Origin of the sequence: Glycomyces sp. NPDC021274, from assembly GCF_040641195.1 — a bacterium.
In the GTDB taxonomy this organism is placed as follows: domain Bacteria; phylum Actinomycetota; class Actinomycetes; order Mycobacteriales; family Micromonosporaceae; genus Glycomyces.
The window spans coordinates 153,132-166,101 of record NZ_JBFADC010000006.1 but is presented as its reverse complement, the minus strand read 5'-3'; the positions used below and the strand labels follow the sequence as shown (position 1 = coordinate 166,101).

At 70.0% G+C, this 12,970-nt stretch carries 11 protein-coding genes; 3 read left to right on the top strand and 8 right to left on the bottom strand.

All coding sequences use genetic code 11. From position 1 onward, the window contains the following. Positions 1-14: 14 nt before the first annotated feature. A complete protein-coding gene (locus AB0I03_RS15705; RefSeq protein ID WP_360412641.1) occupies positions 15-1,169 on the top strand; it encodes an FUSC family protein in 1,155 nt (384 codons plus the stop codon). A 64-nt stretch (positions 1,170-1,233) separates the two neighbouring features. On the opposite strand, the gene AB0I03_RS15700 is transcribed toward AB0I03_RS15705, so the two are convergent. The 6 genes from AB0I03_RS15700 to AB0I03_RS15675 form a co-directional block, all read right to left on the bottom strand. Then, complete coding sequence (locus AB0I03_RS15700; RefSeq protein WP_360412638.1) at positions 1,234-1,416, bottom strand: hypothetical protein; 183 nt, start codon at positions 1,414-1,416, stop codon at positions 1,234-1,236. Between the two features lie 243 nt (positions 1,417-1,659). Continuing rightward, positions 1,660-2,430 carry an ABC transporter ATP-binding protein gene (locus AB0I03_RS15695; RefSeq protein WP_360412635.1) on the bottom strand — a complete coding sequence of 257 codons (771 nt, stop codon included), beginning with the start codon at positions 2,428-2,430 and terminating at the stop codon, positions 1,660-1,662. Between the two features lie 14 nt (positions 2,431-2,444). Beyond that, positions 2,445-4,847 carry an ABC transporter permease gene (locus AB0I03_RS15690; RefSeq protein ID WP_360412632.1) on the bottom strand — a complete coding sequence of 801 codons (2,403 nt, stop codon included), beginning with the start codon at positions 4,845-4,847 and terminating at the stop codon, positions 2,445-2,447. Between the two features lie 231 nt (positions 4,848-5,078). After that, positions 5,079-6,107 (bottom strand): iron chelate uptake ABC transporter family permease subunit, encoded by a 1,029-nt coding sequence (locus tag AB0I03_RS15685; protein WP_360412629.1) that lies wholly within the window; start codon positions 6,105-6,107, stop codon positions 5,079-5,081. A 1-nt stretch (position 6,108) separates the two neighbouring features. Beyond that, complete coding sequence (locus AB0I03_RS15680) at positions 6,109-7,110, bottom strand: iron ABC transporter permease (protein WP_360412626.1); 1,002 nt, start codon at positions 7,108-7,110, stop codon at positions 6,109-6,111. Between the two features lie 29 nt (positions 7,111-7,139). Next, positions 7,140-8,126: an ABC transporter substrate-binding protein gene (locus AB0I03_RS15675; protein ID WP_360412623.1), complete on the bottom strand. Its 987-nt coding sequence runs from the start codon at positions 8,124-8,126 to the stop codon at positions 7,140-7,142. 159 nt (positions 8,127-8,285) lie between these two features. Here AB0I03_RS15675 and AB0I03_RS15670 point away from each other — a divergent pair, with 159 nt between their 5' ends. Further along, positions 8,286-8,648 carry an Imm51 family immunity protein gene (locus tag AB0I03_RS15670; RefSeq protein WP_360412620.1) on the top strand — a complete coding sequence of 121 codons (363 nt, stop codon included), beginning with the start codon at positions 8,286-8,288 and terminating at the stop codon, positions 8,646-8,648. Between the two features lie 109 nt (positions 8,649-8,757). Here the strand turns inward: AB0I03_RS15670 and AB0I03_RS15665 are convergent, their stop codons facing one another. Then, a complete protein-coding gene (locus AB0I03_RS15665) occupies positions 8,758-9,690 on the bottom strand; it encodes an alpha/beta hydrolase (RefSeq protein ID WP_360412617.1) in 933 nt (310 codons plus the stop codon). Positions 9,691-10,040: 350 nt separating this feature from the next. Here AB0I03_RS15665 and AB0I03_RS15660 point away from each other — a divergent pair, with 350 nt between their 5' ends. Next, the gene (locus AB0I03_RS15660) at positions 10,041-10,337 is read left to right on the top strand and encodes a hypothetical protein (RefSeq protein ID WP_360412614.1); all 297 of its coding nucleotides are present in this window, start codon (positions 10,041-10,043) and stop codon (positions 10,335-10,337) included. Positions 10,338-10,424: 87 nt separating this feature from the next. Here the strand turns inward: AB0I03_RS15660 and AB0I03_RS15655 are convergent, their stop codons facing one another. Beyond that, positions 10,425-12,920 carry a tetratricopeptide repeat protein gene (locus tag AB0I03_RS15655; RefSeq protein ID WP_360412611.1) on the bottom strand — a complete coding sequence of 832 codons (2,496 nt, stop codon included), beginning with the start codon at positions 12,918-12,920 and terminating at the stop codon, positions 10,425-10,427. Positions 12,921-12,970 lie beyond the last annotated feature (50 nt).

Genomic DNA, 12,970 nt, shown 5'->3' with positions numbered 1-12,970 from the left:
ACCGATCACTCCGGATGGATAAAGTCGGCCGCGGCGGGAAACCGCTGCGGATGATCTGGAATGCGGTACGGGACGGCGTCGCGGACGATCTTCGCGGGGCGTGGCGCTTCGCCCGCGATCTGCCGCATACCGGCACCTGGGCGCAGGAGACCGCGGCGCAGGCGCTCAAGGCCGCGATCGCGGCCGTCCTCGCGTGGTTCGTCGCGGCCCATGTGCTCACGCTCCCGCAGCCGTACCTTGCGCCCTGGGCAGCGTTGGCCGTGGTCAGGCCGACCGTGCACTGGTCGATCCTGACCGGTCTGCGCCAGATGGCCGCGGTCGGGTTCGGCGTCCTGGTGGCGGTCCTGGCGGTCGCCGTGACGCCCGGGAAGGAGCTCGCGCTCGCCGTGTGCGTGCCGATCGCCTTCCTGGTGAGCTACTGGCCCCGGCTCAGCGACCAGGGCCTCTACGTACCCTTCACCGCCCTGTTCATGGTCGCGGTCGACAGCGTCGAAGAGCCGTTCGTGCTGGTTCGACTCCTCGAGACCGCCCTCGGCGCCGGGATCGGCATGGCGGTGAACCTGCTGATCAAGCCGCCTGCGCGAGTGCGAACCGTCGGGGGTCGCATCCGGCACGACGGCGCCGCGACCGCCGACCTCCTGCGCGAGATCGCCGCGACCTTGCGCGAGGACGCCGACCGAGACGCCTCCCGCACCTGGTCGGCGCGGGCGAAGCGCCTCGGCGACCGCGCCACCGAGACGCGGTCGGCCCTCCACCATGCGCGCGACAGTCTCCGACTCAACCCGCAGACGACTCAGGAGCAGTCCGACGCCCTCGACCGGTTCCACACGGCGTTCGAGTTGAATCAGCGGGTCGGCCGCTGTACGCGCGCCCTCGCGGACCTCCTCGACGGCCCCGGCCGGGCCGCGATGCCCGACCATTCGCTCGATCCCGCCTACCGCCGGGACTGCGCCACCGCGCTCGATGCGGCGACCGACGCCTACGAGGAGACGCTCGACCGCGTGCTCTCGCACCACGATCGAGAGCCCGTCGACCTCGGCCCCGCCGATGCGGCACTGGAAGCACTGCAGCGCCGTACACACGCCACCGCCACGGACGGCCCGACGACCGAGATGCAGGCGACCGTGCTCGTCGCCGTACGCCGCCTCCGCAGCGACCTGGACTTCTGACGCGTCGGAGAGCAGGCTCCCGATCAGGATCGAGGGACGCGCCCGTCGTGCCGCGGGGGTCGGCTCAGCTGCGGTCTTCAGGGTCGGAGGGCAGGCACGACCGCCTGAACTGGAACACCGCGACGGCGAACGCGGCCAGGGACGCGAGTAGGCCGAAGACGACCAGCGGATGCTCGGGATCGCTCGACAGGCCGATGACGACGAGGACGATCGCGACGATTCCGGTCGGAAGCAGCAGCGGGCTCACTGGGCACCTCCAGGGCAAGATGTCGGTGCGGGGTTCCCCGCTCGCGGCCGCGCAAGCGTCCACTGTCCTACGTAAGCGATTGCCGATGTGGTGGGACCGGAAGCGCAGGGCTGCGCCGTCACGCCGTCGTCACGCGCGCGACGGCGACCGTACAGCCGACCTCGTGCGCGGCGTGACGACCTTCGTCGTGTCGTCGTGAGGCACGGCGCCCCCGTGGCGCGGGGGCACCGCACTCCACCCCGTTCAGAACCCGTTGTCGCTCAACCAGGAGAACAGGTCGTCCTCGCGCCGCTTCGCCTGCTCCGCGCTCCACATGCCCTGTTCGCGAGTGTCGACGAGGAGGCCGTCGCGGAGGTAGACCACGCGGTCGGCCCTTGCGGCGCAAGCGGGGTCGTGGGTGACCATGACGATCGTGGTGCCGTCGCCGTGCACGTCGGTGAGGGCGTTCATGACCTCAGTGGACATGCTGCTGTTGAGCGCGCCCGTGGGCTCGTCCGCGAACAGCACGGCCGGCTCGCCCGCGAGTGCCCGGCAGATCGAGGCGCGCTGGAGCTGCCCGCCGGAGACCTGGGTGACGCCGTGGCGCTGCACGTGGTCGATGCCGAACCGCTCCATGAGGGCGTCGACGCGCTTGATCACGGCGTCCTTGTCCCCCGGTGCGGCCTTGAGCGCCGGCAGCAGGATGTTGTCCCGGAGGTTGAGGTTGCTCAGGAAGTACGCCTGCTGGAAGATGAAGCCCATGCGGGTGAGCCGGACCCGGCTCGCCTCGGCGTCGTCGAGGGAGGTGAGTTCCCGGCCCTCCAGGAGGACGTTCCCGGCCGTGGGGCGGTCCATGCCGCTGATGCTGTACAGCAGCGTGGACTTGCCCGAGCCCGAAGCGCCCATCACCACCAGGAATTCGCCGGTCCGCACAGCGAGGTCGAGGCCGTGGAGGACCGTGCTCGGCGGGTCGGTCGAGAAATAGGTCTTGGTGAGACCGGTGCATTGCAAGGTGATGCGGTCGTCGTTCGACATTGTCGCTCCTACTTTCATGCTCTGAGCCACGAGCTCTTGTCGGCGCCGCGGAGGCGGGAGGTCAGGAATACGGCGCCCAGGTACCCGGCGCTGATGAGCAGCAGCGGATAGGCGAGGTGGACGAGCCACGGGTTCGGCAGGAACTCGAGGTCCACAATGCCCAGTCCGGCCAAGGCTATGAAGGAACCGACCACGGCCTCGCCCCCGGTGGCGGCGAGCACCGTGCCGGCGAGGGTGCCGGCGGTGACGGCGGCGAGGGTCTTGCCCCGCACCTGCGCGATGAGCTCGGCCGTGGAGAAGCCGACGGCCGAGAGCATGCCCATCTTCCGCCGGTCGCTGGTCAGCCGCAGCTTCAGGAACAGGCTCGTGATGACCAGGGCCACGCCGAGCCCGAACACGAAGGACAGCACCGCGGCGCTCCGGAACGCGTCGGTCACGTATGAGAGCGTCTGCTCCATGAACTCGCGCATCGGGGTCACCGTGGCCGTGGGAAACGCGTCGGCGTACTCCGCGACGAGACCGCCGGTGTCGGAACCTTCTGCGGCGTCGGCGTAGACGGTGTAGCTCGCCGCACCGGCGTCGACCTCACCCTCCATTTTGGCCGAGAAGCCGCCGCCGGTGACGTCCTGGTAGACGCCGCTGACGGTGCGGTTCGACGCGGCGCCGTCGAGGCGTACCAGGAACTCGTCCCCGGTCTCCAGGCCGTACTTCTCGGCGTTGAACACCGACACGGCGATCTCGCCGGCCTCGGGCGGGCCGCCTTCGAGGAAGGGCATGGCGGCGCTGGAATAATCGCCCACCTCGACGCGCAGGACCTCCCAGCCCTCCTCGCCCTCGGCCTCGTACAGGACGTTGGCGAAGACCCGCACGTTCGCCAGCCGCTCGTCGAACGACATCGCGGCGACGAGCTCCCCGCGGACGGCGTCGACGTCCTCGGCGAACTCGAGGTCGGCGCGCAGGTCGCTCTCCGGCGCACCCATGTAGGTGACGAACTGCGGGTCGGAGAAGGTGCTGTAGAGGTTCATCGGGAGGGTGATGAGCACTGCGGCGAGGCACATGACGATGGGGATGAGCACCCATTGGCGCGCCTCGGCCCGCAGGTCGAGCAGGGCCAGGCGCCGGTTGAGGTTCGTGCCGCGGAACGCGGCGAGGCTGGTGCGCCGCACCCGCTTCGACTGGCGCGCGGCGCGGCGCGCGGTCTGCCGGTCGTCGAGGGTGCTGCCGTGGACGAGGGCGTTGACGACCTCGATCTTGCGGATCCTGCGGAAGACCCTGCGGCAGACGGCGATGACGAACACGTAGACGAGCGCCAGCGCGAGGACCGGGACGAGCACGGCGAGGAGGTCGAGGTCGGCTTCGCCGTAGTTGGCCTGCACACTGCGGGTGAGCAGGTTCGTGGCCGCGAGCGCCAGGAGTCCGCCGAGGAGGCACGCGAGGAGGGTCATCGCCCGGTACTTCGCCAGGTACAGGCCGCTGATGGTGCGGTTCGGCAGGCCGATGGCCTTCATCGCGCCGATCTGGCGCACCTCGTCCTCGAGGGTGCCGCGAATGACGAAGCGGGCGTTGAGGAGCGCGATGGCGATGAGCAGGAGGCTGACGAACATCAGCGCCACGGCGACGAGTCCGTCGCTGAAGGTGTTGATGAGGCGGATCAACTGGTAGGTGACGGCCTCGCCGTTCTTGGGCAGGGCGTCGTCGGCTTCGTACGCGGTCTTGAAGTCCGACACCAGGGAGGTGTCGGTGAGCCGGTACTCGACGATGATCTCGGGGGTGCCGCCGCCGGCCGCGGTCAGTGCCGCGAAGTCGTCTTCGGAGACGAGGAAGCGGGTCGACTGCGACAGTGAGGAGGCCATCTGCGCGTCGCGCACGAAGCCCTCGACACGCAGTTCCCGGAGGCCTTCAGCGGTCTGCACGCGCAGGGTGTCGCCGGCCTCCATGTCGAACTGCTGCTGGTAGGCGACCGGGACGTAGACCTGGCCGGCGGAGGGTTCGGGGATCGCGCCGCTCGCGTCCAGGAGGAAGTCGAAGTCCGGGTTCTGCGTGACGAACAGGTTGTCGACGAGGCTTTCGGCGAGGTCGCCGCTCTCGCCGGTGGAGGGGCGCTCCCACGCGATGGCGGCGCCGTCGAAGCCGAGCATCTCCTCGATCACCCACGCGTCGATCTCGGGGTGCTCGGCGGCGAAGCGGTCGAGTTCGGAGCGGTCGTACTCGCCTTTGTGCATCTGGAGGAAGTGCGGGGGTCTGGCTTCGTCGAAGAGCTGGTCCATCGAGCCGAGCAGGCGCTCCATGACCATGGCCCCGGTGGCCATGAGGAAGGCGCTGAGCACCAGGATCACGAGCAGGGCGAGGTTGACGCCTTTGTTCCGGGTGAGGTCGTTGTAGGTGTAGCGGAAACGTATGGAGTCCCTTTTGGTCACTGAAAGCTCCAAAATCGGGGATCTGCAAGGACATCCACGTCGGGGTGAGGGGTGGATGGTGTCATCGACGCTACGGTCCACCGGCCGCGCGTTCATCCGCTCGGGGAGCCGACCTGAAGGGGGCGAGCGGTACCCGGGTACTACTACCGGGGACTCGCATGAAGAAGGATCGGGGGATGCTCAGTCGATCCGATGTGGTCGAACGGTCCGCGCATATGCCCGACGCGAACGTCAGCGCAGGTCGGCGCGGCGGGCGGCGCTGATGAGGGTCCAGGCGATGTACGGCGCACCGAAGACGCCGGTGACCACGCCGGTGGAGATCGGCCAGGGCAGGGCGTGCTGGGCGAGGAGGTCCGCGGCCTGGAGGAGCACCGCCCCCATGAGCGCGGCGGCCGCGATGCTCTGGCCGGCCCGGCGCAGCAGGAGGCGGGCCAGGGGGCCCGCGAGCATGGCGATGAAGGCGATCGGCCCCGCGGCCGCGGTGGCGACGGCGACGAGGACCACGCCGATGCCCAGCACCGCAACGCGATCGCGTTGTGTGCGGGAACCGAGCACCTGGGCGGTCGCGTCGCCCAGTTCGAGCGCCCGCAGCACCCGCGAGGCGTAGACGCCGGCGGGGACGAACAGCACCACGGTGATCGCGAGCAGGGTGAGCGCTTCCGGCGAGGCCATGCCGACCGAGCCGACGAGCCAGGTGAGCGCCTCGCGCGCGTCGCGGAACTCCGCCCGTGCGACCAGGTAGGAGGTGATCGACTGCGCGAAGGCGGCGACGCCGACCCCGACGAGGATGAAGCGGTAGGCGGACACGCCGCGCCGCCACGCGAACAGGTAGATGAGCGCGGCGGTCAGCGCGCCGCCGGCGAGGGCGGCGGTCGGCAGCAGCAGGGCACTCGAGGCGCCGAAGACGATGGCGGCGACCGTGGCGGTGCCCGCGCCCGCGGCGACGCCGAGGAAGTCCGGTGACGCGAGCGGGTTGCCCAGCACCCGTTGGAAGAGCGTGCCGGCACCGCCCAGGGCGAGTCCGATGAGGAGTGCCGCGGCGGCCCGCGGCAGGCGCAGTTCGCGGACGATGAACACCGTCGACGGCTCCCCGGTGCCGGTGAGTCCTGTGAGGACTTCGCCGGGCGGGAGCAGTTCGCCGCCGATGGCGATGGCGAGCCAGAAGAGGCCGGCCGCGGCGAGGGCGAGCCCGGCCGCGACCAGTCGGATGCGGCGGTGGGCGAACACGCGCTGGCCGCTCACGGTGAGGACGGCGTTCATGTCAGAGCTCCACCAGGTTGCGGTAGCGGACGAGCAGGACGAAGGCGGGAGCGCCGAGCACGCCGATGACGACGCCGACCGGGATCTCGCCGCCGGGGAGGACGAGGCGGCCGATGATGTCCGCGCCCAGCAGGAGCGCCGGACCGAGCACCGCCGAGTACGCGAGGATCCATCGGTAGTCCGGCCCGGTGATCAGCCGCGCGGCGTGCGGGACCATCAGGCCCACGAACGCGATCGGGCCGCAGGCGGCGGTCGCCGCGCCGCTCAGGACCGCGACCAGGGCGAACAGGCCCGCCCGGGCCGCGCCGGTGCGCAGGCCGAGCCCGCGGGCGAGGTCTTCGCCGAGGGAGAGCAGGTTCAGGACCCGTCCGGTGCAGAGGGCGGCCACGAGGCCGACGGCGAGGAACGGGGCGACCTGCGTCAGCACCGGGAAGTACCGGCCCCCGAGCGCGCCGACCTGCCACATCCGCAGCTCTTCGAGCGCGTCCGGGTCGGCGAGGACGAGCGCCGACGTGATCGAGCCGCACAGTGCGGTGATGCAGACGCCGGCCAGCGCGAGCTTGACCGGGGTCGCGCCTTCACGGCCGACCGCGGCGATGGCGTACACGGCGACGGTGGTCGCACCCGCGCCGATGAACGCGAACCAGACCGATCCGCTCACCGGCATGGACCCGAAGACGAACGCCGAGACCACTACGGCGACGGCCGCACCGGAGTTGATGCCGAGGACGCCGGCGTCGGCGAGCGGGTTGCGGGCCAGGCTCTGGAGGATCGCGCCGCTGACCGCGAGGGCCGCGCCGACCACGATCGCGATCAGCGTCCGCGGCAGGCGCATCTCGCGGATGACGGTGGCGTCCGCACTCGGCGTCGGGTCGGTGAACACCTGCAGGACTTCAAAGGGCGCGATGTCGCGCGAGCCGAGGGTCAGGCTCAGGAGGGCCAGCAGGACGAGCGCGCCGGTCGCGGCGAGCAGGACGGCCGCCCGCACCGATGACCGCGCCATCGATGCGGGCGGGACCGTCGCAGTCGCGGTCACTCTTGGACGAGGTTCTCGTCGACGCTGCGGATCACCTCGGCGAGGCGGGTGAGCTCGGCGGCATAGTCGCTGTAGGTGTGGAGCCAGTATCCGGGCCAGGTCGTGGTCTGGCCGGCGGCGAAGGCGGTGATGCTCGACGAGATGGGCGCCGCCGCAAGGGTCTCCTCGTTGCCGGGGTGCCAGCGGTCGTCGAACAGGAGCAGGTCGGGCTGGTACTTGTCGGCGTTCTCCATACTGAGCGTCTCCCAGTACGGGAAGTCCGGGTCGGGGGTGTCGGGGTTGATGACGTTCAGTCCCCATCGCTGGAAGTCGAGCAGTTCGGGGGCGTGCTCGGGCACGGCGATCGCGTAGTTGGTGTCGTAGGGGCTGACCGCGAGCGCGGTCAGGCCCGGCTTCTCGGCCGCGGCCGCCTCGAAGTCCGTCACGGCCGCTTCGAATGCGGTGCGCGACTCGGCGATCTGGTCGGGGTCGGCGCCGAGGGTCTCGGCGAGTTCGGCGTACCCCTCGATCAGGTCCACGACGGAGTCGCTCTGAGCGGGGCCGACAACAGGGGCGAGTTCGGCGAGCTTCTTGCTCTCCTCCTCGACCCCGCCCTCGAGGCCGCTGTACGCCTCCTCGACAGGCCACCAGTCGCCGACGATCAAGTCGGGCTGCAGTTCGGCCGCTGCGGCGACGTCGATCTTGCCCCACTCCTCGCCGAGGATCTCGATCCCGGAGAAGTCGACGCCGCGGAGTGCGACGTCTTCGTCGACGGGGTTGCTGGCCCAGATGCCCACGGGCTCGATCCCGAACTCCATCAGCGCTTTCGCGGAGGAGGCTTCGGCGATGATGCGGGTCGGGACCTCGGTGGCGGTATAGGTCTCGCCGTCGCCGGAGGTGTACGACCAGGCGACGTCGCCGCCGTCGGCATCGGAATCGGAAGCCGAACAGCCGGAGAGCAGCAGTGCCGCAACGGCAGTCGCGGCGAACAAGGGGCGACGCATGGGGGATTCCTTCCAGCCAAGTTAGCTTAGGCATACCTTATATGAAGGAAATTCCCGCGCTCGCCGCCCCGCTCCAGGGACCGCGCCTCACGGCCGGATTCGCCGTCGCGACAACGCCTCCAGAAAGCACTGTCGGTCATTCCCAGTACCCTCACGGGCATGTCAGAACCACCTGAATTCACGCGCTTCCCCAACGTCACGTTCGTCGAAGGCGAGACCAGCGACTCGGTGATCTACAGTCCCGGCGGACCCGCCGACTCCCACCTGCAGGAAGTCTTCGCCGCGCACGACCTCGAAGGCTCCGGCTACGACTGGCAGTCGGCAGTGCACGCCGCACTGCTCGAACGCAGTGCACTCCTGGAGCGGTTCTCGTTCGACTCCGAGGCCGGCATGTTCTGCGCGTACGGCACCGACCGTGAAGCCCTCGGCGAGGTCGCGGCGATCCTCGAGTCGATGCTCGAGCGCCCAGTCCAACTGGTCGAGGCGCTGGCCGTCGCCGCCGAGCACGACCTCTTCGACTAGGCGCCCTCTACTGAGGCGGCCGGTCGGCGCCATTGCCGATCATCGACATCGACGGCACGATCCCACCGGAAAGCATGGCCGAGGAACTGGCCCGGCGGTTCCGGCTCGGCTAGGTGGCATGACCGGCCGGCGCGTCGATGCGGTCCATCAGCAGACCGATGAGATCGGCAACCGCTTCGGGCTGTTCGTCTCCGGCAAGGTGGCCGGCGCCGTCGATGACCTCCAGATCGGTCCCGAGCTTCTCCCTGACCATCGGCCCGAGGCGTCCGGGAGGGAGAAATCGGTCGTGGGCGCCGGCCGCGACGATCAGCGGTGAGCCGAGGCGCCGCCGCAGGGTCTCCTCGGGCAGCGGCGGGGGTGCGAGCGTGGACCGGCAGTGGGACGCGACCAGGTAGAGCCATCGCGCGATGGCCGCCGGCGGCGCGGTGCCGGGTGCGGTGAATCCGTCCAGCATCGACTCGGTCCGCTCGAGTGTCGGCGCGAGCAGCCATTGCAGCGAGCTCGTCATCATGCGGACGTCGACGTGCAGCGGGACGATCCCGGCCGGGGCGAGCAGGACCCGCCCGGCGATCCGGTCGGAGTCGCACGCCAGCAGCACCGCACCGCCGAGCGAATGTCCCAGCGCCACCACCGGTTCGGCGTCGACCGCCGCGAGCGCCTCGGCGAGTTTGACGGCATACCACTCCCGATGGGCGGCTCGAGGGCGCTCGCCGCTGCCGAGGCCGGGCTGCCCGGGCAGGTCGACGAGGATGACACCCCAACGGCGCGCGAGCGAGTCGGCGAGCGTGAGGCTGCTGGCGGCGTTGAAATTGGTGCCCGGCACGAACAGGACGCGGAACGGTCCGGAACCGGCGAAGGTCAGGTGCACCCGGGCGTCACCGACATCGACCGTCTCGCACTGGTGCGGCACCTCCCAGGCATCGAGCCGGGAACGGCACCACCGGGCGACGACCTCGCGGTCGGACTTGGATCTGTAGAGCGTGCGCAAAACGGGCTCCGATCTGAGACGGCGAAGAACCACGCCGACCAGACTTCCCGGCACACCAGCCCCGACCCTACCGCAGCAGGTGGTCCTCGACTGGGATTGCGTCAGCGTGAGCGTCCACTTCTCCTACTGCGTCCCGCGCCGCGCTCAGGCGCCCGGGCGGCGCGGTTGTCCTTGCGCGCCAAGGGATTATCGTTCGAATTCTCGTCAGATCACGCCTGGTGGGGACGAAGAGTGCACCGGGCGGGGAAAGCCACTGCGCGAACCCCCGTCAGCGAGCGCTGCGGCAGACTAGAATGGGAATCAGGAACTGGCGTGGAACTGCTGGAACGCGTGACATGGCGCACGTGTCCATGCGAGCACGAAATGTCATATCGAGTTCCTTCACTCGACGGATAGGATTTCATGTGCTGACCACGACCCCCAGCGTCATCGTCTGGCCCGGCCTCAACGACATCGCTCCGTCCCGGGCGCGGGTGCTCCGGGACGCCTTCCGCGGCAAGGGGTACCGGCTCTCGCTCTTCTGCATCGCCACCTGTGACGTCGTCGCCGAGATGACCTCGACCGATACCGATCAGGTCTCGGCGGCAGTGGGGTCGACCGGCGGCACCGCCGGGTTCACCGCCAGCGACGCCGAAGCCTTCGCAGCCGACGTGGCGGAGTTCATCGCGCAGCAGTCCGCGATCAGCAACGCCCGACCCTGACACCGGCCGCGCCCGACCCGCCGCGATGTTCATGCTCGCGGTGGGAAAGGCGGACCGAAGACTGACTGACCACTGCCGGGACCGCTGTCACCGCAGTGTGGTCCGGGGGTCTGGCGCGGCGAGTGTCGCCCGCCGTTCCATGCGCTCCAATTCCCCGGCGACCGCCGCTGCCTCCGGCACCTCGCATTCCTCGAAGCCTTGGACCGCGCGCCGCAGATGTCGTATTGCGGCCGGTATCTCCCCCCGGCGGTGGTGGGCGACGGCGAGACCGTGCCGGGATCGCGCGAGTTCGTAGACGTCCTCATGGGTCTCGGCAAGCGCCGCTGCCCGCGTGTGCTGGTCGATCGCGTCGTCGGTGCGGTCCGTTGCGGTGAGCGCTCGACCGAGATCGTTCCTGGCGATGCGTTCGAACGCCAGATATGCCATCTCCTCCGCCTGCTCGACGGCCTGGCCGAAGTAGGTCACGGCTTCGGCCGGCCGGTCCAGGAGCAGCAGGTCCTCACCGAGTTCGATGAGCGTCGCGGTGAACCCGCCCAGAAGTCCGGTCTCGCGGCACTGTTCCAGGCAGGCGGTGTGCATCGCCAGGGCCGTGGCCGGATCGCCGCGCCTGCGGACGAGGGTCCCGCGGTTGAAGGCGATACGGATGCGGTTGTAGCCGTCCTCTGCCTCCAGGTGCTCCTCCGCCGCGTCGAGGCAGCGCTCGGCCTCGGCAGGCCGCCCGAGTCGCAGCAGCGGGAAGGCCGTGTTCACATTGATGTGGACGATCGCCCTGGTGCCGGCGTCGGTTTCGGCCAGCGCCAGAGCGTCGCGGTACACGTCGAGGGCTTCCGTGAACCTCCCGGACTGCTCATGCTGGACCCCGATGCTCCGGAGCGCCAGTGCCGCGCCGGCGTTGTCGCCGAGTTTCCGGTTGAGTGCGGCGACCTGCTCGAGGCAGTCGATCGCTTCACGATGCCGGCTCGCGTACAGGAGGTGCCGTCCTCGATCCCCCAGGCTGTGCGCCTCTTTCCGCTCGTCACCGAGCCGCCGGGCGATGTCCAGGGCCATCCGGTTGACCGCCAGGTGCTGGTCCATGCCGCGCTCGTGCATCCGGAATGCGCTGAACGCGTTGGCGAGGTGCCAGGCCGATTCGAGCTGCCCGGCGCTTTCCGCCTCGAACACGGCGGCCGCCAGATTGCCGCGTTCGGACTGGAACCATGCGATGGCGCTCTCCTGGTCGGTGAAGCCCGGCAGTCCGATGTCGTGCATCCTCGCCTCGTTCGTCAGCATCCGCTGGTGCTGCGAAGGCACCTGGATCGCGGCCTGGTAGGAGCGGTGCAGGTAGACCTCGAGGAGCCGGGTGAACGCCCGGTCCAGGTCCTCCTGTGCCTCTTCCAGTTCCGCGAGCCTGGTCGCGAAGAGCCGCACCAGGTCGTGCAGCCGGTACCGCCCCGGTGAGCGGGACTCGGCGAGGTGGACGTCCACCAGGGATTCGAGCATTGCGGCCGCGCGTTCCTGGTCGGCTTCGCACAGCGCCGCCGCGGCGTGGGCCTCCACGTCGTCGCCGGGGACCAGGCTGAGTCGCCGGAGCAGCCGCTGGTGGGCCGGGTCGAGCTCGAGGTACGAGGCGCGCAGCGCCGCGGTCACGCCCCAGTGGCCCATGTCGAGTTCGTCGAGCAGCCGGTTCTTGTGGTCGAGTCGGGCCAGCAGGTCCTCGGCCTGCCAGTGGGGACGACTGCGCAGGCGGGCCGAGGCCAGCCCGAGGGCCAACGGCAGTCGGCCGCAGCGCTCGGCGATCGCAACGGCCTCGTCATCGGTGATGTGGCTGACGGCGTTGCCGAGCATGGCCACGGCCTCGCGCATCGGCGGTGGTTCGAGGAGCACGGGATATGCGCCGGTCAGTCGTGACAGGTCGCGTCGGCTCGTCGTCAGGACGAGGCTGGTCGTCGTGCCGGGCATGAGCTGTTCGAGTTGTTCGGCGTCGGTCGCGTTGTCGAAGACCAGGAGCACCCGGCGGTCGGCGATGGCGCTGCGGTAGGCGGCGGCGAGTGCGCCGAGATCGGTCGGGAGGTACCGCTCGTCGACGCCGAGGCGGCCCAGTACTCGTGTCAGCACGGACGCAGGGTCCGGGCGCGACCCGATGGAGTTCGTGAATCCGTGGAGGTCCACGAACAGCTGGCCGTCGGGGTACCGGGGTGCGAGTGCGTGGGCTGCTCCGACTGCCAGCGAGGTCTTCCCGACACCGGCCATGCCGTGCACGGCGACGATGGCGGCGCCGTCGTCGACCGCGGTCACGATCGCGTCGAGTTCCGCTTCCCGGCCGGCGAACCCGGCGAGCGGTCTGGGGAGCTCACGGGGCGCCGCCGCAAGCGCGCTCGACCGCCCGGCGAGCGCCGCCCGGCCGCGCTCGTCCACGTTCAGGGCATCGACGTTCAGGGCACCGACGTTGAGGGCACTGACGAGCAGGCGCAGTGTCCGCGGTTGGGGCCGCACCTTTCCGGATTCGATGTCGCGAATCGTGCGGACCCCTACGGCGGCTTTGAGAGCCAGTTCTTCCTGCGTCAGCATCGCCCGCAGCCGGAGCGTCCGGAGGCCTGTGCTCATATCGGGCGTTCGATCCGGCATCCCGCAATGATAGGTCGCCTGCGCACCGC